The sequence below is a fragment of the Streptomyces sp. NPDC006296 genome, assembly GCF_040613235.1.
GTDB lineage: Bacteria > Actinomycetota > Actinomycetes > Streptomycetales > Streptomycetaceae > Streptomyces.
In genome coordinates, this window is the sequence record NZ_JBEXRT010000005.1 from 175,035 (window position 1) to 197,553 (window position 22,519).

At 72.7% G+C, this 22,519-nt stretch carries 20 protein-coding genes; 10 read left to right on the plus strand and 10 right to left on the minus strand.

What is annotated here, in order from left to right; genetic code table 11:
• Window positions 1–93 precede the first annotated feature (93 nt).
• Entirely contained in the window at window positions 94–1,314 is a 1,221-nt protein-coding gene (locus ABZ172_RS05730; protein ID WP_356880565.1) for an acetyl-CoA C-acetyltransferase, read from the minus strand.
• A 119-nt stretch (window positions 1,315–1,433) separates the two neighbouring features.
• A complete protein-coding gene (locus ABZ172_RS05735) occupies window positions 1,434–2,528 on the minus strand; it encodes an SGNH/GDSL hydrolase family protein (RefSeq protein ID WP_356880638.1) in 1,095 nt (364 codons plus the stop codon).
• 156 nt (window positions 2,529–2,684) lie between these two features.
• On the opposite strand from ABZ172_RS05735, the gene ABZ172_RS05740 reads away from it, so the two are divergent.
• On the plus strand, window positions 2,685–4,088 hold the full coding sequence (locus tag ABZ172_RS05740) for a cystathionine beta-synthase (protein ID WP_356880567.1): 1,404 nt from the start codon (window positions 2,685–2,687) through the stop codon (window positions 4,086–4,088).
• Between the two features lie 639 nt (window positions 4,089–4,727).
• Window positions 4,728–5,531: a maleylpyruvate isomerase family mycothiol-dependent enzyme gene (locus ABZ172_RS05745; protein ID WP_356880569.1), complete on the plus strand. Its 804-nt coding sequence runs from the start codon at window positions 4,728–4,730 to the stop codon at window positions 5,529–5,531.
• Between the two features lie 75 nt (window positions 5,532–5,606).
• On the opposite strand, the gene ABZ172_RS05750 is transcribed toward ABZ172_RS05745, so the two are convergent.
• Window positions 5,607–6,188 (minus strand): thioredoxin domain-containing protein, encoded by a 582-nt coding sequence (locus ABZ172_RS05750; protein WP_356880571.1) that lies wholly within the window; start codon window positions 6,186–6,188, stop codon window positions 5,607–5,609.
• A 161-nt stretch (window positions 6,189–6,349) separates the two neighbouring features.
• The gene (locus ABZ172_RS05755; RefSeq protein WP_356880573.1) at window positions 6,350–6,925 is read right to left on the minus strand and encodes a hypothetical protein; all 576 of its coding nucleotides are present in this window, start codon (window positions 6,923–6,925) and stop codon (window positions 6,350–6,352) included.
• Between the two features lie 626 nt (window positions 6,926–7,551).
• On the opposite strand from ABZ172_RS05755, the gene ABZ172_RS05760 reads away from it, so the two are divergent.
• Window positions 7,552–8,409: a MurR/RpiR family transcriptional regulator gene (locus ABZ172_RS05760; RefSeq protein ID WP_356880575.1), complete on the plus strand. Its 858-nt coding sequence runs from the start codon at window positions 7,552–7,554 to the stop codon at window positions 8,407–8,409.
• Between the two features lie 306 nt (window positions 8,410–8,715).
• Here ABZ172_RS05760 and ABZ172_RS05765 read toward each other — a convergent pair whose 3' ends face one another.
• The 4 genes from ABZ172_RS05765 to ABZ172_RS05780 form a co-directional block, all read right to left on the minus strand.
• Complete coding sequence (locus tag ABZ172_RS05765; RefSeq protein ID WP_356880577.1) at window positions 8,716–9,090, minus strand: hypothetical protein; 375 nt, start codon at window positions 9,088–9,090, stop codon at window positions 8,716–8,718.
• Between the two features lie 182 nt (window positions 9,091–9,272).
• Window positions 9,273–9,740, minus strand: coding sequence for a roadblock/LC7 domain-containing protein (locus tag ABZ172_RS05770; protein ID WP_356880579.1), 468 nt, complete (start codon window positions 9,738–9,740; stop codon window positions 9,273–9,275).
• 38 nt (window positions 9,741–9,778) lie between these two features.
• Window positions 9,779–10,585, minus strand: coding sequence for a helix-turn-helix domain-containing protein (locus tag ABZ172_RS05775; RefSeq protein ID WP_356880581.1), 807 nt, complete (start codon window positions 10,583–10,585; stop codon window positions 9,779–9,781).
• Window positions 10,582–10,986 (minus strand): hypothetical protein, encoded by a 405-nt coding sequence (locus tag ABZ172_RS05780; protein ID WP_356880583.1) that lies wholly within the window; start codon window positions 10,984–10,986, stop codon window positions 10,582–10,584. The genes ABZ172_RS05775 and ABZ172_RS05780 overlap by 4 nt, the downstream gene beginning before the upstream one ends.
• 253 nt (window positions 10,987–11,239) lie before the next feature.
• On the opposite strand from ABZ172_RS05780, the gene hutU reads away from it, so the two are divergent.
• The 4 genes from hutU (at window position 11,240) to hutI (ending at window position 17,188) form a co-directional block, all read left to right on the plus strand.
• Entirely contained in the window at window positions 11,240–12,904 is a 1,665-nt protein-coding gene (hutU, locus tag ABZ172_RS05785; RefSeq protein WP_356880585.1) for a urocanate hydratase, read from the plus strand.
• Between the two features lie 233 nt (window positions 12,905–13,137).
• Entirely contained in the window at window positions 13,138–14,352 is a 1,215-nt protein-coding gene (locus ABZ172_RS05790; protein WP_356880640.1) for an allantoate amidohydrolase, read from the plus strand.
• Entirely contained in the window at window positions 14,343–15,713 is a 1,371-nt protein-coding gene (locus tag ABZ172_RS05795) for a formimidoylglutamate deiminase (protein ID WP_356880587.1), read from the plus strand. The genes ABZ172_RS05790 and ABZ172_RS05795 overlap by 10 nt, the downstream gene beginning before the upstream one ends.
• A 293-nt stretch (window positions 15,714–16,006) precedes the next feature.
• On the plus strand, window positions 16,007–17,188 hold the full coding sequence (gene hutI / locus ABZ172_RS05800) for an imidazolonepropionase (RefSeq protein ID WP_356880589.1): 1,182 nt from the start codon (window positions 16,007–16,009) through the stop codon (window positions 17,186–17,188).
• 204 nt (window positions 17,189–17,392) lie between these two features.
• On the opposite strand, the gene ABZ172_RS05805 is transcribed toward hutI, so the two are convergent.
• On the minus strand, window positions 17,393–18,367 hold the full coding sequence (locus ABZ172_RS05805; RefSeq protein ID WP_356880591.1) for an RNA polymerase sigma factor SigF: 975 nt from the start codon (window positions 18,365–18,367) through the stop codon (window positions 17,393–17,395).
• A 291-nt stretch (window positions 18,368–18,658) separates the two neighbouring features.
• On the opposite strand from ABZ172_RS05805, the gene ABZ172_RS05810 reads away from it, so the two are divergent.
• Window positions 18,659–19,027, plus strand: coding sequence for an STAS domain-containing protein (locus tag ABZ172_RS05810; protein ID WP_356880593.1), 369 nt, complete (start codon window positions 18,659–18,661; stop codon window positions 19,025–19,027).
• Between the two features lie 224 nt (window positions 19,028–19,251).
• Window positions 19,252–19,743, plus strand: coding sequence for an ATP-binding protein (locus ABZ172_RS05815; protein WP_356880595.1), 492 nt, complete (start codon window positions 19,252–19,254; stop codon window positions 19,741–19,743).
• A gap of 113 nt (window positions 19,744–19,856) precedes the next feature.
• Here ABZ172_RS05815 and ABZ172_RS05820 read toward each other — a convergent pair whose 3' ends face one another.
• Complete coding sequence (locus ABZ172_RS05820; RefSeq protein WP_356880597.1) at window positions 19,857–21,347, minus strand: oligopeptide:H+ symporter; 1,491 nt, start codon at window positions 21,345–21,347, stop codon at window positions 19,857–19,859.
• A 491-nt stretch (window positions 21,348–21,838) separates the two neighbouring features.
• Between ABZ172_RS05820 and ABZ172_RS05825 the strand changes: the two genes are divergently transcribed.
• Window positions 21,839–22,516: a response regulator transcription factor gene (locus tag ABZ172_RS05825; protein ID WP_356880599.1), complete on the plus strand. Its 678-nt coding sequence runs from the start codon at window positions 21,839–21,841 to the stop codon at window positions 22,514–22,516.
• Window positions 22,517–22,519: the final 3 nt, after the last annotated feature.

The window sequence follows — 22,519 nt, forward strand, 5'->3', positions numbered from 1 at the left end:
GCCGCTCGGTGTTGGTGGTCGCGCTGTGCTTCGCCTGTGCTGCGGGCAGGTGCCGTCCTCGTGCCTCGGACGGCCCCTACCCTTCGCTCCGGCTCAGCTCAGCCGCTCGATGACCATGGCCATGCCCTGGCCGCCGCCCACGCACATCGTCTCCAGGCCGAACTGCTTGTCGTGGAACTGCAGGCTGTTGATCAGCGTGCCGGTGATGCGGGCGCCGGTCATGCCGAAGGGGTGGCCGACGGCGATCGCGCCGCCGTTGACGTTGACCTTGTCGAGCGACAGGCCGAGGTCCCGGTAGGAGGGGATGACCTGGGCGGCGAACGCCTCGTTGATCTCGGCGAGGTCGATGTCGTCGACGGTCAGCCCGGCGCGCTCGAGCGCCTGCTTGCTGGCCTCGACCGGTCCGTAGCCCATGATCTCGGGGGAGAGGCCGGAGACGCCGGTCGAGACGATGCGGGCCAGCGGGGTCAGGCCCAGCTCGCGCGCCTTGGTGTCCGACATGATCACGAGCGCGGCGGCGCCGTCGTTGAGCGGGCAGCAGTTGGCCGCGGTGACGAGGCCGTCGGGGCGGAACACCGGCTTCAGGCCCTGCACGCCCTCCAGGGTGACGCCCGCACGGGGCCCGTCGTCCTTCGAGACGACCGTGCCGTCCGGCGTGGTGACCGGGGTGATCTCGCGCTCCCAGAAGCCGTTCTTGAGAGCTTCCTCGGCGAGGTTCTGCGACCGCACGCCGAACTCGTCCATGTCCTGGCGGGTGACGCCCTTGGTCCGGGCCAGATTCTCCGCGGTCTGCCCCATCGCGATGTAGGCGTCCGGGACGAGGCCCTCCGCGCGCGGATCGGTCCAGCCGGTGCCCTCCTGCTCCGCGCGGGCCGCGGTGCGGGCCTCGGCCTCGGCGAAGAGCGGGTTGTGCGTGTCCGGCAGGCTGTCGGAGTTGCCCTTCACGAAGCGCGACACCATCTCGACACCCGCGGAGATGAAGACGTCGCCCTCGCCGGCCTTGATGGCGTGCAGCGCCATGCGGCTGGTCTGCAGCGAGGACGAGCAGTAGCGGGTCACCGTGCAGCCGGGGAGGTGGTCCATCCCCATCTGTACGGCGATGATGCGGCCCAGGTTGTTGCCCTGCTCGCCGCCGGGAAGGCCGCAGCCGAGCATCAGGTCGTCGATGTCCCTGGGGTCCAGCTCCGGGACCTTGGCCAGCGCGCTCTGGATGATGCTCGCGGTCAGGTCGTCCGCGCGCACATCCTTGAGAGACCCCTTGAAGGCCCGGCCGATGGGCGAACGGGCAGCAGAGACGATCACGGCTTCGGGCATCACGCGGCTCCATGAGGGCTGGAAGGCAGGAAGGCTGGGCTGCCTTGGAAGTTACCCGGACGTACAGCAGAGGTCACCCGGCAGTCGATGTGATGCCGACCTCTTTTCTAAGCAACCGCTCAGTCGCCCGCATTGTTCCATCGGTGGAGGGGCATGTGCTCGGCCCAGCGCCAGGTGGCGCTCGACCCGCCGCCCGCGTCCTTCTCCTTGTCCACCGGGTCGGTGCCCTCCCGGTCCTTGTCCCCGTGCGGCAGCGGTTCCGTGTGGGCGGGCAGACGCCGGCGCCTGCGGTGCTTGAGCAGGGCCCAGGGCGCGCGCGCCGCCGTCACCTCGGTGCCGGCCTCCCGCGCGGCACGGGAGGCCGCCTTGGCGACCGGCAGCATGCCCTCCCGGCGCGAGCCGTCCAGGTGGTCGGACTCCGGCCACAGGCCGAGGGACGCGCACAGGGTCGGCAGCATCGCCATCGCGGCGGTCGCGTACCCCTCCGCCGAGGGGTGGTAGTTGTCGGGGCCGAAGAGCTCCCGCGGGTTCGCCTCGAACTCAGGGCCGAGCAGGTCGCCCAGGGAGACGGTCCGCCCGCCCTGTTCCACCGCACCGATCGTCTGGGCCGCCGCGAGCTGCCGGCTCACCCGCCGGGCCAGCCACCGCAGGGGCTGGTAGACCGGCTCGATCGTGCCCAGGTCCGGGCAGGTGCCCACGACCACCTCCGCGCCGGCCGTGCGCAGTCTCCGCACGGCCGTGCTCAGACAGCGCACCGACTGCGTCGCCGGCATCCGGTGGGTCACGTCGTTGGCGCCGATCATGATCGCGCAGACGTCCGGCATCCCGGACGGATCCGCGAGCGCCAGCGAGACCTGGCGTTCCAGATCGTCCGACCGGGCACCCGGCAGGGCCACGTTGCGGAGGTCCACCGGCCGCTCCGCCACCGCCGCCAGCCCGGACGCCAGCAGCGCTCCCGGCGTCTGGCCCGCTCGGCGCACGCCCTGGCCGGCCGCCGTCGAGTCGCCCAGCAGGACGAAGCGCAGCGGATCGGCGGGGCCGGCGAACGCCACCCCGTACCGTCCGTCCGCGCTCGGCGGGACGGGCGCCGTGCCTCCGCCCACCTGCCGTTTCGCCAACTGGACCTCGGCCAGTACCAGACCCACCGTCGCCGCGCCGATCAGTCCGACGCTGCCGCCCCCGTAGGCCGCACCCGCTGCGATCCGCCGTGCCACCCTCGCTCTCGACACAGTCCGGTCCACCTCCTCCGTGCCGTCCAGCCGTACACAGCACTACCCTGCCCCGCGAGGGGCGTAGCTCAATCGCTTCGACCAATCTCCGGCCCGTACGCATACTCTTGCCTGACCATCACGGAGATCCCGGAGTACACGGTGCAATTCCACGATTCGATGATCAGTCTTGTCGGCAACACCCCGCTCGTCAGGCTGCGCAATGTATCGGCAGGCATTCAGGCGACGGTCCTGGCCAAGGTCGAGTACTTCAACCCCGGCGGGTCGGTGAAGGACCGCATCGCGCTGCGCATGATCGAGGCGGCCGAGCAGAGCGGGGAGCTGAAGCCCGGCGGCACGATCGTCGAGCCGACCAGCGGCAACACGGGCGTCGGCCTGGCCATCGTGGCCCAGCAGAAGGGCTACAAGTGCATCTTCGTCTGCCCGGACAAGGTGTCCACGGACAAGATCAACGTCCTGCGCGCGTACGGCGCGGAGGTCGTCGTCTGCCCGACGGCCGTCGACCCGGAGCACCCGGACTCGTACTACAACGTCTCCGACCGGCTGGTGCGTGAGACGCCGGGAGCCTGGAAGCCCGACCAGTACTCCAACCCCAACAACCCGCGCTCGCACTACGAGACCACGGGACCGGAGCTCTGGGAGCAGACGGAGGGGAGGATCACCCACTTCGTCGCGGGCGTCGGCACGGGCGGCACCATCAGCGGCACGGGCCGCTACCTCAAGGAGATCAGCGAGAACCGCGTGCAGGTCATCGGCGCGGACCCGGAGGGTTCCGTCTACTCCGGCGGTTCGGGGCGCCCGTATCTCGTGGAGGGCGTCGGCGAGGACTTCTGGCCGAGCGCCTACGACCGCACGGTCACGGACGAGATCGTCGCCGTGTCCGACAAGGACTCCTTCCAGATGACGCGCCGCCTCGCCAAGGAGGAGGGCCTCCTGGTCGGTGGCTCCTGCGGCATGGCCGTCGTGGCGGCGCTGGAGGTCGCCAAGCGCCTCGGACCCGACGACGTGGTCGTCGTCCTGCTGCCGGACAGCGGCCGCGGCTACATGAGCAAGATCTTCAACGACGAGTGGATGGCCGACTACGGCTTCCTGGAGGACACCGGCCCGTCCGCCCGGGTCGGCGCCGTCCTCGACTTCAAGGAGGGGCCGCTCCCCTCCCTCGTCCACATGCACCCGGAGGAGACGGTCGGCGAGGCGATCGACGTGCTCCGCGAGTACGGCGTCTCGCAGATGCCCATCGTGAAGCCGGGCGCCGGCCACCCCGACGTGATGGCCGCCGAGATCATCGGCTCCGTGGTGGAGCGGGAGCTCCTGGACGCACTGTTCACCCAGCGGGCCACGCTCTCCGACCCGCTGGAGAAGCACATGTCGGCCCCGCTGCCGCAGGTCGGCTCGGGCGAACCGGTCGAGGACCTGATGGCCGTGCTCGGCGGTACCAACGGCGCCGACGCGGCGGTCGTCCTGGTCGAGGGCAAGCCGAAGGGCGTCGTGAGCAGGCAGGACCTGCTGGCCTTCCTGGCGAAGGACACGACGGTCAAGCCGTAGCGCCCCGCTTCCGGGGCTCCGGTGGGCCGTCCCCGGGCTTCGCGAAAACGGTACGAGCGCGACACGTCGACGCAGCACCGGCTTAACACGGCTCGGGCAGAGTCATGGGTGTCGGCAGGGAGACCCGCCGACACCACGAACGGCGACACGGACTACGGAGCGGCTCCCGGACCTCCACCGTCGCCAGGACGTGACACCCGGCCCTGACCCGGGTTCGCGTCCCTCGCGGGGACCGCCGTCGTCCCGCCCCCCGGGCAACCGGGGGTGCGGCGGTCCCCGCGATTATCCTCCGCCGGACGCGCGCGGCCGGACCCGCTCGGCGGGCTCCTCGGCCGGAGACGCACACGCGGCCCCCGTGGGCAGTCCGCTCGGACGGACGTGCGCGGCCGGGCCGGCAATCGGCAGTGTTCCCGGCCGGACGTGCGCAGTCCGCCGGACTCGGCACGCTCTGCGGCCCGTTGCGGCCCCGTTCCTCTCCTCGGGCACGCCGTCCTCGCGTCCGTTTCCCGGCCGGTCCGGGTGCCCGCAGGCCCGGCCGTACGGGAGCGGCGGGGAGAGCTCCGTTCCGGCGGTCCGCAGGGGAGGGCGGGCCCTGTCCGGTCGGCGTAGCGTGGATGCCGGGAGACGGGAGGCGCGCCCATGGCCACCACGACATCGTCCGCCCGTGCCATCCCCCGTACCTTCGGGGCGAGGGCGCGCCTGGTCAACGAGGCCGAGCTGAGGGCGACGCTCTCGACGTTCCGCGAGCTCTCCGACCCGGACTGGCAGCGGCCGACCGGCTGCACCGGCTGGACGGTCCGGGACATGCTGGCCCACACCGTCGGCCAGTACGAGGAACTGCCGCGCCCCTGGCTCGCCGTGAGCCGGGTCCGGCGCGCCGCGCGGACCCATCCGTACCTCGGCCGGCGGGACGGGCACAACGCGGCGCAGATCGACGACCGGCGGGCCGTCCCCGGCCGCGAACTGATCGGCGCCCTCGCCCACTTCGCGCCCCAGGGGCTCATCGCGCTGCGCCGTGTCCCGGCCCCGGTCCGCCGCAGGCTCCGGCTGAGCCTGCTCTACCCGGAGGCGAAGGCGCTGCCCGACGACTCGGTGGACTACCTCGGCAACGTCCTCGTGGTCCGCGACACCTGGATGCACCGGGTCGACCTCGGCGACGCCCTCGGGGCCGACCTGGTCCTCGACGGCCACGACCGGGAGATCATCGACCAGGTGGTGCTGGACTTGGCCCTCACATGGACGGGGCCGGCCGTGGAGATCGACCTCGACGGCCCGGCGGGAGGGCACCGGCTGCTGGGTATCGGTACTCCGGCGGCCACCCTGCGCGCGGACGCGGTCGACTTCGCCCGGCACGTGTCGGGGCGGCCGACGAGGGGCCCTCTGGAGGTGGAGGGCGACCCCGGGGCACGGGCCGCGCTGACGGCGGCGCGCGTCATGTTCTGACGGCTCCGGCGCCCCCGTACGGGCTCCTCACGGGGCGGACGGACGGGGCCGGGCGCCCGAGGGTGGGCACGGGCGTCACGGAGGTGTCGCCGCGGCGAGGAAGGCCTCGGGCGTGACCGCGTACCCCAGGGAGTTGATGACGGGGACCGGGGTGTCGTCGATCAGGACCGTCGGGGTGGACCGGACCCCGCTCGCCTCGAAGGCCGCCGCGACCTGCGCCGCCCACGGCAGGTAGGTGCGGTCCATGACCTTCTGCCGGAAGGCGTCGGTGTGCAGCGCCTGGACCTCGGCCGCCAGTCCCAGCAGGACGTCACGGTCGGCGAAGGCGTCGACGTCCTCGCTGGGCTGATCGGCGTACAGCGCCCGCAGGTAGTGCATGAACGCCTTCTGGCCCTCGTCCGCGGCGGCTCCCAGCGCGGCCAGCGCCTCCAGGGAGCCGCTGCCGCCCGCGGAGCCGTCGATGAAGGTGCCGAAGTGGTGGTCCACCGCGAATTTCCCCTCGTCGGCGGCCTGCTCCAGCACCGCGCCGAGGCCGAGCTCCATGCGCTTGCAGTAGGGGCAGCGCAGATCGGCGTAGACGCTCAGGACGTGCGCGGCGTCGGCGGCGCCGTACCGGACGACGATGCCGCCCGGTCCTCTCGTGTTCGCTGGGATCATGGTCCCAGGGTCGGCAGGGGAGGGCGGTCCCGCAATGCGAGCGGCGGTCCGGCGTCGCCCGCAGCGGTGTCCGGGGTCCGGCCCGGTATCCCGTACGCCGCGTCCGGCCCGGTGTTCCGGGGCGGGCCTGCGGTGCGGGCCGGCTCCGGCCGGCCGCGCTGTCAGAAGTTGCCGTTGGAGAGGATCTCGCCGTCCTTGTCGTAGACGGTGACGAGGCCGTTGTCCGAGTCCTTCCAGTCGGCGAAGGCCGAGGCCAGCAGCTTGCCCTCACCCTGGTGCGGTCCCATCATCCCGCCGGAGAAGTCGGTGTAGACATCGGCCGAGTCCAGGATCCCGTTCGACTTGTCCGCGCCCTGGACCTTGGTCACGTGCTCGGCCGCGGCCTGCTCGGCGGCGGTGCCGTTCTTCGCGACGAAGGCCTTGAACCGGTCGGCCTGCGAGCGTTCCTGCTTCTCCTCTGCGGGCTTGTCGTCGGCCTGCTCCACGGGCTCCGCGGCAGCCCGCTCCTGCGGGGCGGTGGCCGTCGTGTCGGCGCCCTGGTCCGTGTCGTCGCCGCCCGTGGCGATCGCGATGACCATGAAGAACGCGAAGACCCCGCCGACGGCCGTGAGCACCTTGTGCCGGGCGAACCAGGACCGCTGGGGCGGCGGCTGCTGGGGCGGAACCGGCCCGCCGGGGTGGACGGCGGGACCGCCCTGGTACGGCTGCTGGGGATTCTGCGGGTACTGCTGGGACATGGGGTGTTTCTTCCTGACGGTGTGGATGGAACAGCGCGGGAACGCGAAGGACCACCGATGAGGGCACGTTTTCTTCACATACTCCGGCGCTGCTGCCGGGCCTGTGGCTAGTGCGGCGGGGAATTCACCGGAGCGGGTGAAATATGCCCGAAGCTCTTGACGGGAAGGATGCGTCGAGGCATTCCGAGGCTGGTGGGGGCGTCACCAAGGGGTGCGGTTCGCCGTACGCCCGCACCTCGCCGGAGGGCGGGGTGCGGTGGTCACGCCCGCCGCCGCGGAGGGTCGAGGTGGCTGGTGGGGCGGGAGTGCGTCCTGTGAAATGTGGGGGATGTGTGCCCCTCGCGCAGGGGGTGCCTGCATGCACCTCCGTGCGGGGTGCGGGGCGGCGTCGGCGCCCGTCCTTGCGTCGGCCGGGGCCGCTACGGCCGGCGGATGCCGGTGTTCCCCGAAGGGCCGGGGCGCCGCCGTGGCCGTGGGGCGGTACCTCACGCACCCCGGGGCGCGGCCTTGGTCCCCGGGTGGCGGTGCCGCCGGGGCGGGGGCTGTATATGGACATACAGACCGCTTGCTGGCTGAATGGATTCCGCTGTGCCGGACCGGCGCGGTGGAACTCCGGAGGGGACAGCATGAGCGGGAGCAGCCCGGCTGCGCGGTTGCAGCGGCTCTTCGAGGGGCAGCGGCTCACACCCACCCAGCGGCGGATCGCGCACTCCATGGTGCGCAGGGCCGCCGACGCCCCGTTCCTGTCGAGTGTGGAGCTGGCCGAGCTGGCCGGGGTCAGCCAGCCGTCCGTCACGCGTTTCGCCGTGGCCCTCGGGTTCGACGGCTACCCCGCGCTGCGCAGACACCTGCGGGAGGTCTCGCCCGCCGAGTCCGCCGACGGGTCCGCCGGGGACGGTGCGGAGGACAGCCTCAACGAGTACCAGCAGGCGGTGCGGGCGGAGATCGAGAATCTGCGTCAGCTCTCCGAACTGCTCGCCGATCCGGCACCGGTGGAGCGGGCGGGCCGGCTGCTCGCCGCCTCCAGGCCCCTCCTCGTGCTCGGCCTCCGGGCGGCCTCCTCGCAGGCCCGGGGCTTCGGGTACTTCGCGGCCAAGGTGCACCCGGACGTACGGGTGATCGACGAGGGCGGGAGCATGCTGCACGACCGGGTCGACGCCGCGGTGCGGGCGGGTGCGAGCGCGCTGATGTGCTTCGCCCTGCCGAGGCACCCGCGCGAGGTCGTGGACGGACTGGCGTACGCACGGGAACGGGGGCTGACCACGGTGACCGTGGCCGACTCCGCGTTCGCGCCGGTCGCGGCCCACAGCGATCTGCTGATCCCGGCCGCCGTGGGCACCGGGCTGGCCTTCGACACCGCGTGCGCCCCGATGCTGCTGGGCCGTGTGCTCCTGGAGGCCATGTGCGACGGGCTGCCCGAGGCGCAGGCCCGGCTGGAGGAGTTCGACGCGCGGGCCGCGTCGCGGGGGCTGTTCGTCGAGTAGCAGGCGGGCACGGGGAGGGCCCGGCGGCAGGACGGCCGGGCCCAGCCGGACGGCCGGAGCTCGGACGACTTCGAAGCGGACGGCCCCGAAGCGCCAGGACCCGAGCCCGGAGGCCGGAGCCCGGACGACCCCGGAGCGGACTGCCCCGGAGCGGATGACCCGAGCCCGGAGCCCGGACGACCCCGGAGCGGACGGCCCCGAAGCGGATGACCCGAGTCCGGAGCCCGGACGACCGGAGCCCTGCCGTCCGTGGCGGGGGCGCCGCACCCGGAGGGGCGCGGCGCCGCCGCCGTTGAGGGCCCGGGGTCAGACCTCCAGTTCCGCCTCGATCTTGCGGAGCTGGTGACGGGCCATCGCGAGGTTCGCTCTGCCGCCGTCCAGGACGAGGTAGAGGAACAGGCCGTTGCTGCCGCGGGTCTTGAGCAGCCGGATCAGGTGGTACTGGGTGCCGAGGGTGATCAGGATGTCCTCGATCTCGTCCTTGATGCCCAGGTGCTCCATGGTCCGGAGCTTGGCCCGGACGACGTCCGTGTTGCCGGCCGCCGCGACCTCCAGGTTGAAGTCCTTGCCACCGCCGAGGGTGCCGAGGGCCATGCCGCTGGTGTAGTCGACGAGAGCGACACCGAGGGTCCCCTCGATCGACGCCATCGCGTTCTTCAGTGACGTTTCGGTGTTGGCCATAGTGCTCGTGTCCTCTCCCTGGCCGGCCCGTTGGCCGGTCCGTGACTGGTTGGTGCGTGACGGGGTGGTGCGGGACTGCGTGGTGCGGGGCTCGGTGGTGCGTGACCCGGCGCTGCGGGACCGGGCGGCGCGATTTCCGTCGGCGGGTGGACGGCCCGGGCCGTCCGCGGCCGGCGCGCGGGTCATGTGGGATCCGGCGGGGTCTCGCGGCGCGGCAGGCCGCCGGACTGCTGCGGGCGCACCGGCGGCGCGGGGCGGTCCGCGCGGTCCTGGGCGGCGTCGACGAGCTCGCCGATGCGCGCGCCGGCGCGGCGGCCCTCCAGATGGAGGCGGCCGACGTTGATGCGGTCCTCGGCCAGCAGGGTCAGAACGGCGGAGGAGCCCGCCGCGTAGGTGGCGATGTAGCCGTTCTCGCCGCGGATGAGGAGCTCGCGGAAGCCGCCGCGGCGGGTCGCGTCGGACATCCTGACCGCGACGCCGAGTGCGGCGGCGGTCAGTGCGGCGACGCCCTCGGCCTCGATGCCCGGGGTGTCCCGGGCCACGATCAGGCCGTCGGTGCTGGCGGCCAGCGCGCCGGTGAGGAGCGGCACCCGGGCGCGTAACCGCTGGAGCTCGTCGAGGACGTCCTTCACCTCTGCCTCGGGCACCATCAGCTGTCTCCTCCCGGCACGCTGTCTGAGCGCGCGTATCACAGGGCCTCCAATGCGTCTCTGAGTCGGCGCAGCAGGGCGACGTCGGGGTCGTTCGTGACCTCCGGCAGGGTGATGCGGCTGTGCCCGGACCCCGGTGCGGTGCCCGACGCGTCCGGGCGGACCGCCTCGACCAGCCCGGCGGCGGCCAGCCGGCGCAGGTCGACCAGGGTGTGGAAGGCGGAGCGGCCCAGCTCCCGGGCGATGTCGGTGGCCGTGCGCTCGCCGTCGACCAGGGTCAGCACCCGGCGCTGGCGCGCGGGGACCGAGGCATCGGCCGGGTGGGCCGAGGGGGCGAGCGGCGCGCTGTCGGTGAGCGCGTCCGGCCAGATCCGGTCGAGGAGTTCCCTGCGCCGGAGCGTCTCGCGCTGCACGGCGTGCACGGGTACGGGGCGGACGGGGCCGATCCAGTGGGAGACGCCGTAGCGGAAGCGGGCCGGTGTGTGGGTGGGGGCCAGGGCGAAGAAGGCGGCGTCGTAGAGCGCCCCCAGATGGCAGAGCTCCAGGGCGCCGCCGGGCACCCGGCCGCTGTCCACGAGGTAGCGGCCGACCCGCTGCCCGGCGCCCGCCTGGGCCACCGCGTCCCACCAGCCCTCGGGACGCAGCGCGCCGCCCGCGGTGAGCAGGACGTCGATGCCGGGGGTCGCGGGGCTCTCCGCGTGGACCACCTGGCCGTCGGCGAGGTACAGGGTGCCCCGGTCGCGCATCAGCGCGCCGGTTGCGCGCTCCGCCGCGAGCCGCTGCAACATCGGTGAGGGCGCGGCCCGTTCGGACGTGCCGGGCGGTTCGGTGCCGGCGGGTCTCATGCCAGGACCAGCCGCTCCGCAATCTCGCCGAGCCGGATCCGCGCCATCGCCAGGTTGCCTTCCGCGCGGTCCAGCCAGAGGTGGAGGAAGACGCTGCTGTCGAAGGCCGTCTCGACGAAACGGAGGATGTGGTAGCCGGGGGCGGTGGTCACGATGACGTCCTCGACCGAGGGGACGGGCGGGCCGGTCGATCCGGCGGGCGGGTCCGGCTGCGCGAAGACCGGTTGTTCGGCGGCCATCCTGGCCACCTCGGCGGTCTCGGCGGCCGTGGCCTCGTGGTCGCCGTTGGGTGACTCGCCGATGGTGCCGAGGGCGAGACCGCTCGTCCAGTCGACCACCGCGGCACCCCGGGCACCGGGCAGTCTCATGACGTCGATCAGGCACTCGTCGATTCCGGGCAACGCGCACTCCCCTCCGGACGTGGCGTACGGATGTAGTGGAGAGGCTACGCAACGTGTGCGCTCCGGGTGGGAGTTCTGGCATTTTCCACAGGTACATGCGGGCGGCGGCGGAAAGGTCCGCTGGTCGACGCGCGGCCGCCGGCCGGAAGATGTCCGGCCCGCCCCGCCGCGGCGGGGCGGTCCCTGTTGACTAGGAGTATTCAGGTGGACAGGATGTGAATAGGAGAGTCACATACGCGAGGAGGCAGCCCCCATGTCAGGACCCCGCCCCGTACGGGCACCGCGCGGTACGGAACTGAGTGCCCTGGGATGGCAGCAGGAAGCCGCCCTCCGCATGCTCCAGAACAACCTCGACCCCGAGGTCGCCGAGCACCCCGACAAGCTCGTCGTCTACGGAGGCACCGGCAAGGCCGCACGCGACTGGCGGTCCTTCGACGCCATGGTCCGCACCCTCCGGACGCTCAAGCAGGACGAGACGATGCTCGTCCAGTCCGGCCGCCCGGTCGGTGTGATGCAGACCCACGAGTGGGCCCCGCGCGTCCTGATCGCCAACTCCCACCTGGTGGGTGACTGGGCGAACTGGGAGGAGTTCCGCCGTCTGGAGGCGCTCGGACTCACCATGTACGGCCAGATGACCGCGGGTTCCTGGATCTACATCGGGACCCAGGGCATCCTCCAGGGCACGTACGAGACGTTCGCCGCCGTCGCCGCCAAGCGGTTCGGCGGGACGCTGGCCGGCACCATCACGCTGACGGCCGGACTGGGCGGCATGGGCGGCGCCCAGCCGCTGGCCGTCACGATGAACGACGGGGTCGCCCTGTGCATCGACTGCGACCCGCGCGCCATCGAGCGCCGGATCGAGCACCGCTTCCTGGACGTCCGCGCCGATTCCCCGGAGCACGCCCTCCAGCTGGCCGTCGAGGCCCGCGACGCGCGGCGCCCGCTCTCCATCGGCCTGCTCGGCAACGCGGCGGAGCTGCTGCCCCGCCTGCTCGCCGAGGGCGCCCCGGTCGACATCGTCACCGACCAGACCAGCGCGCACGACCCGCTCGCCTATCTGCCCGTCGGGGTCGACTTCGACGACATGGCCTCCTACGCCGCCGAGAAGCCCGCCGACTTCACCCGGCGCGCCCGGGAGTCGATGGCCGCGCACGTCGAGGCGATGGTCGGCTTCATGGACGCCGGGGCCGAGGTCTTCGACTACGGCAACTCGATCCGCGGCGAGGCCCAGCTCGCCGGCTACGCCCGCGCGTTCGACTTCCCCGGCTTCGTGCCGGCCTACATCCGGCCGCTCTTCTGCGAGGGCAAGGGCCCCTTCCGCTGGGCGGCCCTCTCGGGCGAGGACTCCGACATCCACAAGACGGACAAGGCGCTGCTCGAACTCTTCCCGGAGAACGAGTCGCTGCACCGCTGGATCAGGATGGCCGGCGAGCGGGTCCACTTCCAGGGGCTGCCCGCCCGGATCTGCTGGCTCGGCTACGGCGAACGCGACCGGGCCGGCGAGCGGTTCAACGACATGGTGGCGAGCGGTGAGCTCGCCGCGCCGCTGGCCATCGGGCGCGACCACCTGGACTGCGGATCGGTCGCCTCGCCCTACCGGGAGACCGAGGCCATGCTCGACGGCTCCGACGCCATCGCGGACTGGCCGATGCTCAACGCCATGGTCAACGTGGCCTCGGGAGCGTCCTGGGTGTCCCTGCACCACGGGGGAGGCGTGGGCATGGGGCGCTCCATCCACGCGGGGCAGGTCACCGTCGCCGACGGCACGGAGCTCGCCGGGGAGAAGATCCGCCGGGTCCTCACGAACGACCCCGGGATGGGCGTCATCCGGCACGTCGACGCCGGGTACGACCTCGCGGAGTCCGTCGCCTCGGACCAGGGCGTACGGGTCCCGATGGCGGAGGGCGACGACCGGTGACCGGGACCGTGGACGACGGCCCGGGGGCGGGCCTATCCGGGCGGGAGCCCCACGGGTCCGGGGCCGTGGACGCCGGCGAGGGGGCGCGCTTGTCCGGGCGGGAGCCCCGCGGGCCGGGGGCCGTGGGCAACGGACCGGAGGCGGGCCCGGCCCGGCGGGAGCGCCGCGGGCCGGGGGCCGGCCGGCGGGAGGAGGCGCGGTCCCGCACCGGCGGGGCCGAGTCGTTCCAGGAGATGTGGCGCGGCCTCGCTCCCCTCGGACGGGACCGCGGCAGCGGCGGCTACCGCCGGTACGCCTGGACCGGCGCCGACGCGGAGTGCCGGGCGTGGTTCCGCGCCCAGGCCGAGTCCCGCGGGCTCGTCCACGAGGTCGACCGCAACGGCAACCAGTGGGCCTGGCACGGCGATCCCCTCGCGGGGGACGCCGTGGTCACCGGGTCCCACCTCGACTCCGTCCCCGACGGGGGCGCCTTCGACGGCCCGCTCGGCGTGGTGTCCTCCTTCGCCGCCCTGGACGAGCTCCGCGGCAGAGGGGTGGAGTGGACGCGGCCCCTCGCCGTCGTCAACTTCGTCGACGAGGAGGGGGCCCGCTTCGGGCTCGCCTGCGTCGGCTCCCGGCTCGCCGCGGGCCGGCTGACCGCCGAGGACGCGCACCGGCTGCGTGACGGGGACGGGATCTCGCTGCCGCAGGCCATGGAGGCGGCGGGACAGGACCCCGACGCGATCGGCCCCGATCCCGAACGCCTCGCCCGGGTGGGCGCGTTCGTCGAGCTGCACGTGGAGCAGGGGCGCGCCCTCGACCTCGGCGGCGACCCGGTCGGGGTCGCCTCCGCCATCTGGCCGCACGGCCGCTGGCGGTTCGACTTCCGGGGCGAGGCGAACCACGCCGGCACCACACGGCTCGCCGACCGCCGTGACCCCATGCTCACGTACGCCGAGACCGTGCTCGCGGCCCGGCGGGAGGCCGAACTCGCCGGAGGGCTCGCGACCTTCGGGAAGGTCGTCGTCGAGCCGAACGGGGTCAACGCGATCCCGTCCCTCGTGCGGGGCTGGCTCGACTCGCGGGCCGCCGACCAGGCCACGCTGGACGCCGTCGTGAGCGGCGTCGAACGGGCCGCGCGGGAGCACGCCGAGCGGGCCGGGATCGATCTCGACGTCGTCCGCGAGTCGTTCACGCCGGTGGTGGACTTCCAGCACGCGCTGCGCGACGAGATCCGCCGGGTGCTGGAGGAGCGCGCCCCCGGCGCCGGTGGGCGCGCGGTGCCGGTGCTCGGCACGGGCGCGGGACACGACGCGGGTATTTTGTCCGCCTCCGTGCCGACCGCCATGCTGTTCGTACGGAACCCCACCGGGATCTCGCACTCACCGGCCGAACACGCGGCGGAGGACGACTGCGTGGCCGGAGTGAGGGCACTCGCCGACGTACTGGAGGGTCTCGCGTGCAGCTGACGACGCAACCGACGGGCACACCGGTCACCGCGGCGTACTGGATGTCGCACGCCTGGCTCGGCACCCATGTCGAACCGGACGTGCTCCTGGAGGTGTCCGACGGGCGCGTCGCGGCCGTCCGTACGGGCGTCGGGACACCGCCGCCCGGCGCCACCGTGCTGCGCGGGCTGACCCTCCCGGGGCTGGCCAACGCCCACTCGCACGCCTTCCACCGCGCGCTGCGCTCCACCGTCCAGGTCGGCTCCGGCACCTTCTGGACCTGGCGCGAGACGATGTACCGCGCGGCCGCCCGCCTCACCCCGGACACCTATTACGACCTGGCCCTCGCCACGTACGCCGAGATGGCACTGGCGGGCATCACCGCGGTCGGTGAGTTCCACTATGTGCACCACGCGCCGGGCGGCACGCCCTACGCGAACCCGAACGCCATGGGCGAGGCGCTGATCGCGGCGGCGGCCGAGGCCGGCATCCGGATCACCCTGCTCGACACTGCCTACCTCGCCGCCGGGTTCGGGGAGCAGCCGGACCGCCACCAGCTGCGCTTCTCCGACACCACCGCCGACGCCTGGGCCGAGCGGGCCTCCCTCCTCAAGGGCGACGGCGACCTGGTGGTGATCGGCGCCGCGATCCACTCCGTACGGGCCGTCCCGGCGGACCAGCTGGCCACCGTCGCCGGGTGGGCCCGGGAGCGGGCGGTCCCGCTGCATGTGCACCTCTCCGAGCAGACCGCGGAGAACGACGCCTGCCTGGCCGCCCACGGCCGCACCCCCGCCCGCCTCCTCGCCGACCACGGGGTCCTGGGCCCCGGCACCACCGGCATCCACCACACGCACCTCACCGCCGAGGACATCGAGCTGCTCGGCACCTCCGGGACGGGCACCTGCATGTGCCCCACCACGGAACGCGACCTCGCCGACGGCATCGGCCCCGCCACCGAGCTCCAGAGGGCGGGCTCCCCCCTCTCGCTGGGCAGTGACAGCCATGCCGTGATCGACCTCTTCGAGGAGGCCCGGGCGATGGAGCTCAACGAACGCCTGCGGACGCGGCGGCGCGGTCACTGGACGGCGTCCGCCCTGCTCGAAGCGGCGTCCGCCGGTGGACACGCCGCGCTCGGCCGCCCCGGCGCGGGAACGCTCGAACCGGGTGCGCCCGCCGACCTCGCCACCGTCGCCCTGGACTCCGTCAGGACGGCGGGGCCGGTACCGCGGCTGGCCGCCGAGGCGGCCGTATTCGCCGCCACGGCCGCCGATGTGCGGCACACCGTGGTGGCCGGACGGCACCTCGTGCGGGACGGGCGGCACACACGGATCGACGACGTGCCCGGAGCGCTCGCCTCGGCCGTCGCCGCCCTGCACGCCTGACCACCGGGCCCGGCGGACCGCCGGACTCCCGTCCCGGCGGAGCGCCGAGCACCCGGCCGAACGCACGGGCGAACGTCCGGCTGAACGGTCCGCCGAGCGTCCGGCTGAACGGCCCGCCGAGCGCCCGGGGGACCGGACTGCCGAGCGCCCGGGGGTCCGGTCCGCCGGCGTCTCGGCCCGCCGCCCCTCCGCGCACCCGGGCGAGCCACGCACGCGCCGCCCGCCCGGGCCGCCGACCCCCGCCGACCACCCCGGCAGCCGAGCCGGGCGAACCCGAAGAGAGCTGTGCCCGGATGACGACGACCGCCACGACCGCCCTCACCCACATCGCGAACCTGGTCACCAACGACCCCTCCCTCGGCGACGGGACCCCCCTGGGCCTGATCCGGGACGCGGCCGTCGTCATCGACGGCGACCGCATCGTGTGGACCGGTGAATCCAGCAAAACACCCACCACTGACAACGCCTTCGACGTGGGCGGCCGCGCGGTGATCCCCGGCTTCGTGGACTCCCACTCCCACCTGGTGTTCGCGGGCGACCGCACCGCCGAGTTCAACGCCCGGATGTCCGGCCGCCCTTATGCGGCGGGCGGTATCCGTACGACCGTGGCCGCCACCCGCGCCGCCTCCGACGAGGAGCTCTCCGCGAACGTCGCGCGCTATCTGGCCGAGGCGCTCCGGCAGGGAACCACCACCTTCGAGACCAAGTCCGGCTACGGCCTCACCGTCGAGGACGAGGCACGCGCCCTGCGCATCGCCGCCCGCCACACCGACGAGGTCACCTTCCTCGGCGCCCACATCGTGTCCCCCGACTACGCCGACGACCCCGCCGGATACGTCGACCTGGTGACCGGGCCGATGCTGGACGCCTGCGCCCCGTACGCCCGTTGGATCGACGTCTTCTGCGAGCGGGGAGCCTTCGACGAGGACCAGGCGCGCACGGTCCTCACCGCGGGTCTGGCCCGGGGTCTCCAGCCCCGCGTCCACGCGAACCAGCTCGGCCACGGCCCCGGTGTACGACTCGCCGTCGAGCTGGGCGCCGCGTCCGCCGACCACTGCACCCACCTCGACGACGCCGACCTCGACGCCCTCGGCCAGGGATCCACCGTCGCCACGCTGCTGCCCGGAGCCGAGTTCTCCACCCGCGCGGCCTGGCCCGACGCCCGGCGCCTCCTGGACGCGGGTGCCACGGTCGCGCTGTCCACGGACTGCAACCCGGGGTCCTCGTTCACCTCGTCCATGCCGTTCTGCATCGCCCTCGCCGTACGGGACATGGGCATGACCCCCGACGAGGCGGTCTGGTCCGCCACCGCCGGAGGGGCCGCCGCCCTGCGCCGCACCGACGTCGGCCGCATCACCCCCGGGGCGCGCGCCGACCTGGTGGTCCTCGACGCCCCGAGCCACGTCCACCTCGCCTACCGGCCGGGTGTCCCGCTGACCGGAGCGGTGTGGCGGTCCGGCCGACGGGAGGTGTGAGCAGTCCGCCCGGCTCCCACCGGCCGTCACCCGCCCCCGCAGCCGCCCGCCCCCGCAGCCGCCCGTCCCGTCCCGTCCCGCGCCCGCACGCCCCGGCCGCCCCGCCGCCGTACGCCGCACCCCCGCCGACATGCGGAAGGACCCGCCCGTGGCCGGGCAGGTCCTTCCGCAAGGGGGTACCGGGGCGGGCCCGGTGACGCCGGTTCACTCGTCCAGGGTCAGGCCCCTCCTGAGCTTGACCAGCGTGCGGGTGAGCAGCCGGGAGACGTGCATCTGGGAGATGCCGAGCTCCTCGCCGATCTCCGACTGCGTCATGTTGGAGACGAACCGCATGGAGAGGATCGTGCGGTCGCGCAGCGGGAGCGAGGCGATGAGCGGCTTGAGGGACTCGATGTACTCGATGCCCTCCAGCCCGTGGTCCTCGTAGCCGAGGCGGTCCGCGAGGGCCGCCTCGTTGCCGTCGCCCTGGTCGTCGGGCTTGGCGTCCAGCGAGCTCGCGGTGTAGGCGTTGCTCGCGGCCATGCCCTCGACGACCTCGTCCCGGCTGAGCCCGAGGCGCTCGGCGAGTTCGAGGATGGTGGGCGCGCGGTCCAGCTTCTGGGACAGTTCGTCGCCCGCCTTGGCCAGGTCGAGCCGCAGCTCCTGGAGCCGGCGCGGGACGCGCACGGACCAGCTGGTGTCGCGGAAGAAGCGCTTGATCTCGCCCACGATGGTGGGCATCGCGAACGTCGGGAACTCGACGCCCCGGCTGAGCTCGAAGCGGTCGATCGCCTTGATCAGGCCGATCGTGCCGACCTGGACGATGTCCTCCATGGGTTCGCTGCGGGTGCGGAACCGGGAGGCGGCGAACTTGACCAGGGCCAGGTTCAGCTCGACGAGGGTGTTGCGGACGTACGCGTACTCGTGGGTGCCCTCTTCGAGCGCTTCGAGGCGCGTGAAGAGCGTCTTCGACAGGGCCCTGGCGTCCACTGCGCCGATCCCGGCGTAGTGCGGGATCTCGGGAAGCCCTTCGAGGCCCTCGAACTCCTCGACCGGAAGCTGGTCGTCGGCGATCGGGCCGGTGGTGCTGGTGCGCGGGCCGGGTACGGCGCTCGCGGCAGCGGAGTCGGAATCGGTCGGTCCCTGAGGACATGCCGACGTCGCGATGTGGGTACGCGATACGTCGAGCCGGGGTGACATGGTTCTCCTCCATCGTTCTCGGCATATGGCTGCCGATGCCCATACGTGTTCCTGCGGTGAAGCGGCGCCTCCGAAGCCGGTCGGGTTCCTGGTGTGGATGTCCCTCCTACCCATACCCGGTTCCAGCCGTGAGTTACAAGCGCCAAATGCGCCTGAATGTCCGCTTTGTGGAGTTCTTCGACTACCGTGTGGCGAGGGAAACGCGTAATGTTCCACGCACGTCGGGGGCAGCCACGATGAAGCCGCGTACACAGGGGCGCGGGTAGTGACGGACGGCGAAGAGGGACGGGCATGGACCGCGGGACGGTCGGCAGTGCGAACCGGGGTCGGCTACAGGTCGAGGTCCGGACCGAGGGCCGAAGCGAAGTCGTGACGCCGGTGGGTGAGCTCGATCATCACACCGCCGATCTGCTGCGCGAGCCTCTGGAGAGCGCCGTCGAACAAGGGCGTGCGCGCCTGGTGGTGGACTGCTCGCGACTCGACTTCTGCGACTCCACCGGACTCAACGTGCTGCTCGGCGCGCGTCTGAAGGCGGAGGAGGCCGGGGGCGGGGTCCACCTGGCCGGAATGCAGCCCGTGGTGGCCCGCGTCTTCGAGATCACGGGCGCGGCGACGGTCTTCACCGTGCACGACTCCCTGAACGACGCCCTGAGCGACTGACGGCGGTGCTTCCGCCGCCTGTCCCGGGCGCCGGGAATCCGGATCCCGGGCACCGGGAACCCCGACTATCGCGCGCGTCACGCTCTTGGTGCGGCCCAAGTGGGTGTTGTCACCATTCGGCAGGGCAGGAGACACCCCGTCGGGGTCATGAAGCCCGCACACTCTGTATCTGATCCATATCTGTTCGATGGCAACACACGGTGAATCGGTGAGGTGAAGCGCTGATGAGCACCACCCGGCAGCATCCGCCGGGCGGCCTCGGCCGCGATCCGGACGACACGGGCCCCGCCCCGGTCGCGCCGGTCGACCGGCAGTGGCGCACCCTCTCGCTGCGAGGGGCCAGCGGCATCGTGCCGATGGCCCGCGACTTCGCCCGGCAGGCGCTCCACGACTGGGGCTGGCTGCCGGCGTCCGGTGCCGACCGGCGGGCGGCCGCCGAGGACGTCCTGCTCGTCGTCTCCGAGCTCGTCACGAACGCCTGCCTGCACGCGGGCGGTCCCGACGAGCTCCGTGTCGGCTGCTCCCCCAAGAGCCTGCGGGTCGAGGTCGTCGACAGCGGTGCGGGCGAGCCCGCGCCCCGCACCCCGCACCGCGCGGGGCGCCCCGGCGGGCACGGCATGTTCATCGTGGAGCGGCTCTGCCTCGACTGGGGCGTGTCGCGCACACCGGACCGGCCCGGCAAGACCGTCTGGGCCGAGCTCGCGGCCCCGGCGTAGCTCCGTCCACGCACCTCCCCGGCGCGGATCTCCTCTCCCGCCCGGACCCCGTACGCACGACCGAGGCCCCGCACCACTGGTGCGGGGCCTCGGTCGTGCGGACGGGGTCCGGGTCAGCGGACGTCGCCCATGAGCTCCTTGACCTTCCCGCGGTACATGAAGATCGCGAGACCGGCGAGGACGGCGAGCGCGGCCTGGAGTGCGACGACCCCGGTGCCGTTGAGCTCGACGCCCGCGAGGGACAGCAGGCCCGTGGTGCAGTCGCCGGCGGTCACGGCCAGGAACCAGACACCCATCATCTGGCTGGCGTACTTGGCCGGGGCCATCTTCGTGGTGACCGACAGGCCGACCGGGGACAGCGTCAGCTCGCCGACGGTCTGCACGAAGTAGATCGCGACCAGCCACATCGCGGCGGCCTTGTGGCCGTCGCCCGCGATGGTCAGCGGCGCCAGGAAGAGGAAGAACGACGCACCGACCAGCACCAGACCGGAGCTGAACTTCACGACCGTGCTCGGCTCCTTGCCCCGCCGGTTCAGCGCCAGCCAGAAGGTGGCGAAGACCGGGGCCAGCGCCATGATCAGGATCGGGTTGACCGACTGGTACCAGGAGACCGGGAAGTCCCAGCCGAGGACCGAGTTCTTCGCCGAGGACTCGGCGAAGATCGCCAGGGTCGAACCGCCCTGGTCGTAGATCATCCAGAAGATGGCGGCGGCCACGAAGAACCAGATGTAGCCGGACATCTTCTTCTGCTCGGTCGCGCTGAGCTCCTTGTCGCGCTTGATGCGCGCCAGGACCATGACCGGGATGACCAGGCCGGCGACCGTGATCGGGACCAGCAGCCAGTTCAGCGTGTAGACGCCGGTGACGACCGTGATGATGTAGAAGACGGCCGCGATGCCCAGCCAGATCATCGACTTGCGCAGCGTGGTCGCGCGCTCGTCGGCGGAGAGCGGCTTCGGCACGACGAGGCTGCGCTCGTCCAGGTGGCGGGTGCCGAGCAGGAACTGCGCGACGCCGAGTCCCATGCCGACCGCGGCCAGGGCGAAGCCCAGGTGCCAGTTGACGTTCTCGCCGACGGTGCCGATGGCCAGGGGTGCCACGAAGGCGCCCAGGTTGATGCCCATGTAGAAGATCGTGAAGCCGCCGTCGCGGCGCGGGTCGTCCGGGCCGTCGTAGAGGTGGCCGACCATCGTCGAGATGTTGGACTTCAGCAGACCGGAGCCGATGGCGACCAGGCCGAGTCCGGCGAAGAAGGTCCCCTCGGTGGGCAGCGCCAGCGTCAGGTGGCCCAGCATGATGACACCGCCCGCGATGGCGACGGTCTTGCGGGGGCCCCAGACGCGGTCGCCGAACCAGCCGCCGGGCATGGCGAGCAGGTACACCAGCGACAGGTAGACCGAGTAGATCGCGGTGGCCGTGGCGGGGTTCATGTGAAGCCCGTTGGGAGCGATCAGGTAGAGCGGGAGGAGGGCGCGCATGCCGTAGTAGCTGAAGCGCTCCCACATCTCCGTCATGAAGAGAGTGGCCAGGCCGCGGGGGTGGCCGAAGAAGGTCTTCTCCGTGCCCGGAGTACGGGCCGAGTCCTTCGTCAGGCTGGACGCCATGGTCGATCCTTGCTGGTCGGGACGCGTCGCCTCGTGAGCTGTACGCGCCCGGTGGGGGGTGGCCGGCACCGGCGCGGGAGCGCCCCACCCCCGACGCCTCCAGGGGATTCGATCCGGCCACCGGCTCCGTGCGGAGTGCGGGGGGACGGCATCGCGGGACAGACCGCTCCGGGATCCACGCCCGGCGCGCGTCCTCGCGCTCCGGGCCCGGCCCACAGGTCGTTCACTGATCGGGGCCGGGGAATACCGGCCCGTACACAAAAAAGACCCTTGGCGCGAAAAGCTGCCCAAAGGTCATTCGGTGGTGCAACAGGCGTCGAGCAACCATACGACATGACACGCGCCGATATGGAAGGACTTGAGATATGGATCACAGGTCTTTGTGGAACCACGTTCCCATATTCAAAGGAGGATGACCGATTCGTGGACCAGACCCGCAGGGCCTCACCGGTCCCTCACCCCGGCGGGCGCGCGCGGACTACCATCACTGCATGACCCGTGTACTGCTCGCCGAGGACGACGCATCCATCTCGGAGCCGCTGGCCCGCGCCCTGCGTCGGGAGGGCTACGAGGTCGAGGTCCGCGAGGACGGTCCGACCGCGCTCGACGCCGGACTCCAGGGGGGCGTCGACCTGGTCGTCCTCGACCTGGGGCTCCCCGGCATGGACGGCCTGGAGGTCGCCAGACGGCTGCGGGCCGAGGGCCACGCGGTCCCGATCCTGGTGCTCACCGCCCGCGCCGACGAGGTGGACACCGTGGTCGGCCTGGACGCCGGCGCCGACGACTACGTCACCAAGCCCTTCCGCCTCGCCGAGCTCCTCGCCCGGGTCCGCGCCCTGCTGCGCCGCGGCGCGGCGGAGCCGGCCCCGCAGCCCGCCACGCACGGCGTCAGGATCGACGTCGAGTCCCACCGGGCCTGGATGGGGGACGAGGAACTCCAGCTCACCGCGAAGGAGTTCGACCTGCTCCGGGTCCTCGTCCGGGACGCCGGGCGGGTCGTCACACGCGACCAGCTGATGCGCGAGGTCTGGGACACCACCTGGTGGTCCTCCACCAAGACCCTCGACATGCACATCTCCTGGCTGCGCAAGAAGCTCGGCGACGACGCGGCCAATCCGCGGTACATCGCCACCGTCCGGGGCGTCGGCTTCCGGTTCGAGAAGAGCTGACGT